Origin of the sequence: Acidiphilium sp. (assembly GCF_049977125.1) — a bacterium.
In the GTDB taxonomy this organism is placed as follows: domain Bacteria; phylum Pseudomonadota; class Alphaproteobacteria; order Acetobacterales; family Acetobacteraceae; genus Acidiphilium.
In genome coordinates this window covers 1-3,782 of record NZ_JBMFGY010000221.1, presented here as the reverse complement: position 1 = coordinate 3,782, position 3,782 = coordinate 1, and the positions used below count along the sequence as shown (strand labels likewise).

Here is a 3,782-nt window from a genome sequence, read left to right as displayed (position 1 = left end):
GCCGGTGCGATGCCGCCGGCGGCCCGGTGCGGGAAGGTGCTGCATGGGCTTCCGCGCGCGGCACCTCGATCGAGAAGACCGATCCCTTGGCCAACACGGAACGGACCCGCAGCGGATGATCGAGCAGTTCGGCGAGCCGCCGGACGATCGAGAGCCCAAGCCCGAGGCCCCGGCTGCGTTCACGGGCCGGATTATCGATCTGGTTATATTCCTCGAAGATCGCTTCGATCTGGTTTTCCTCGATGCCGAGACCGGTGTCCCACACCTCGATGCGCACCATATTGCCCTGACGGCGGGAGCCGAGCAGGACTCGGCCGTTTTTGGTGTATTTGATCGCGTTCGAGACTAGGTTGCGGAGGATCTGTTCGAGCAGGGCAGCGTCGGTGCGCACGCTCAGGCCGCACGGAACGACACTCAGACGCAGGCCAGCCACCTCGGCCTGGAAGGTAAAATCGGCATTGATCCGCGCAAACAGCGGGTCGAGTGCCACCACGCGGATCGTGGCCCGCACCATCCCGGTCTCGATCTGGTTGATGTCGAGCAGGGTATCGAGCATGCCGGTCATGGCGCCGATCGTCTGGTCGAGTCGCTCGACGAGGTTCAGCGCCTGAGGTTCGCTGACGGTCCGCGCCAGCAGGCCCTGCAGCAGGGCCAGAGTCTGCAGCGGCTGGCGCAGGTCGTGGCTGGCGGCTGCGACGAAGCGCGACTTGGCAGCATTAGCGCGTTCGGCGCTGAGCCTGGCATCTTGCACCGCCTCGGCTGCTGCCTTGCGATCGGTGATGTCGGTGAAGGTGATCACCACGCCTTCGATCCGGTCCTCATGAGTCCGGTAGGAGGTGATCCGGCGGAGCAGCCAGACGCCGGCCCCCTCCTTGCCGATTGTCGTGAGGATTTCGCGCTCGATTGGGGCGAGGTGTTGCAGCACGGCCAGCGCGTCACTGCTGAGCGTGTTATCCTCCGCCAACATGGTCAGGTCGGTCAGCGGGCGGCCGATGTCGCTGGCAATGATGTTGAACAGGCGGCGGGTGGCCGGGGTGAAGAAGCGGATGTTCAGTTCGGTGTCGAGGAATAGGGTGGCGATGTCGGTGCTGTAGAGAATGTTCTGCAGGTCATTACCGGTGGTGCGGTGGCGTTCCAGGGTTTCTTGCAGCTGGCCGTTCAGGGCGGTGAGCTCCTCGTTGACCGATTGCAGCTCCTCCTTCGAGGTCAGCAGCTCCTCGTTAGTGGACTGGAATTCCTCGTTGACCGACAGTGCCTCCTCGTTGATCGCCTTCTGGTCCTCACTGGACAATTCGAGATCACGTATTGCGCCGAGCAACTCGGTGCGAGTGGCGGCGAGTTTGCGCTCGAGCGTGGCGAGATGCTGGTTGCGATTGCCGCGTGTCGGGCGGCGCTGGATTACCGTATCGGTGTCTTCGACGAAGCAGACCAGCAGCAGGACCTCACCGTCGCTCGCGACGGGCTGGATATCGAGGTGGAAATCGATCGATTTTCCATCTTCGTCGACCGTACCACCGGAGGTGATGACGCGGGCGTTGCTCTCGATCGCGCGCTGAATCGCCGAACGCAGCGTGGTGCGCAAATTCTGGCGGGCCATGTCGATCAGGTCGAACGAGGGCAGACCGGGGGCGACGTGGAGATAGCGATCGATCGGTCCGAGCGAGAACAAATATTCGAAACGGCGGTTGATCAGGACGGCAGCGGGCGCAAAGGCCTCGATCACCAGCCGGCGGCACAGATCGGCAATGCCAGCGTGGCGCGGGCCAACCTGTCTGGTGCCGGGCGAAAGGATGTTACGCATTAACTGGGGCGGCCCCGTCCGGACGGGCGGCATGATCGCGCCACCGGAACGTGTGTGCCCAACCCGGCGAAATAGTCGCTCAGTCTTGGAGATCACTTCGAACCCCTGGTCGATCTGACCGAGAGTTTCGGCGCTGCCAAGCAACAGTACCCCCCCGTCGTGCAGGGCAAAATGGAATTGCGCGATGATCTTTGCCTGCGCCTCGGGTTGCAGATAGATCAATAGATTGCGGCATGAGATCATATCGAGCCGCGAGAACGGCGGATTGGCCAGCAGATCGTGCACGGTGAAGACCACAAGCGACCGCAGCTCGCGGCTGATTCTGTAATGTGCCTCCTCGCGGGTGAAGAACCGTGCCAGTCGCGCGGAGCTGACATCGCTCTCGATCGCGGCGGGGTACAAACCGTTACGGGCACGTGCGATCGCATCGGGATCGACGTCGGACGCGAAGATCTGCACCTTGAGCTTGACCCCGCTGTCATCCGCCCATTCCTGAAACAGCATGGCGAGGGAATACGTTTCCTCACCGGTGCTGCAACCCGCGATCCAGATCCGCACGGGCCGCGAATCACTGCGGTCTGCCATCAGCGTCGGGATGACCGTGGTGCGCACCGTCTCGAATACCATCGGGTCACGAAAAAAGCTGGTCACGTTGATCAGTAGGTCCTGCGCGAGCGCTTCGAGTTCGAGCGCATCGGCTTCTATCAGGTCGCGATACGAGGCGAGTTTCCCGCGCTGCATTCCGGCCAGCGCCATCCGCCGCTCGATCCGGCGTCGCAAAGTGCCTTGCTTGTAGAGGGTGAAATCATGGACGGTGCGGTTGCGCAGCAGTTCCACGATCTGGTGGAAGGAATCATTAGCCTCGCTTGCCCCAGCGGCGACTATGGGGGGCGCCGCGGCGCGCGCGGCGAGAGCGGCTGGCATCGCCGCGATGGGCAGGATCGCATCGACATGTCCGGTGGCGATCGCGCTGCGCGGCATACCGTCATACTGTGCTTCGGAGGGATCTTGGGCGATAACGTAGCCATGCCGGGCGCGGATGTCGCTGATGCCGGCGCTACCATCGCCCCCTGTGCCCGACAGAATGATGGTTACGGCGCGCGCACCATAGGCCTGCGCCAGCGTGTGCAGCAGAAAGTCGAACGGCAGCCGAGTGCCGTGACGCGCCAGCGGTCGCGAAAGATGCAGCATGTTCTGGCCGACCGAAAGATAGTTGCCGGGCGGCAGGACATAGCAATGCCCGGGTTCGATCGTCATGCCTTCGGTGGAGTCGCGCACGACAAGCCCGGTATGGCTCGCCAGCAGTTCGGCCAGCAGGCTTCGCTGGGTCGGATCGAGATGCTGAACCACGATCAGCGCCATCGAGCGGTCGGGTTCGAGCGCTTGGAGCAGAAGCCTGCAGGCTTCGAGCCCCCCGGCCGAAGCGCCGATGCCCACCACAAGAAAATCGGCGTCCGGCGGGGATGTCGTACTAGCGGCAAGCTTTGCTGGTGTTCTCGGTTTGCTGCGTAGCATGGCTGCGCGCTTTCGCAGTGGCGTCCCGGATGGCGGAACTTATCGGAGTAGTATCATCCTGATCACCAGCCGTCGACTACGTAGTTTCTGAGTCTGCCGCTCGCGGATGCGACCCCCTATAGTGGGAATGCATTATGGGAGCGGAACATGGCAGAGCCGATCAGGTCCATCCTGGTGGTCGATGACGATCATTTGATCGGCCCGCTGCTGGGCGAGCTTCTTCACTGTCTGGGGCACACCGTCTGCGCGCTCGTAACGAGTGAGGATGCTGCCGTGGCGGCAGCGGTGCGCCACCGACCAGATCTGATTTTGATGGATACTAGGCTGCGGCCAGGTAACGGTATCGATGCGATCGACCGGATCGTCGCGTTGATCGGGCCGGTACCGCATATCTTCATCACCGGCGATCTGCACGACGTTCTTGCCAGGGCGCCGGAGGCGATCGCATTGCAGAAACCATTCCGAA

General features: G+C 62.8%; 2 protein-coding genes. One reads left to right on the top strand and one right to left on the bottom strand.

All coding sequences use genetic code 11. The features are described from left to right. The coding region (locus tag ACP5E6_RS17055; protein ID WP_427956188.1) for a CheR family methyltransferase at positions 1-3,316 on the bottom strand (3,316 nt) is incomplete at its 3' end. A gap of 147 nt (positions 3,317-3,463) precedes the next feature. On the opposite strand from ACP5E6_RS17055, the gene ACP5E6_RS17050 reads away from it, so the two are divergent. Next, positions 3,464-3,782, top strand: a 319-nt coding sequence (locus ACP5E6_RS17050; RefSeq protein ID WP_427956186.1) for a response regulator, incomplete at its 3' end; no start/stop codon positions are given.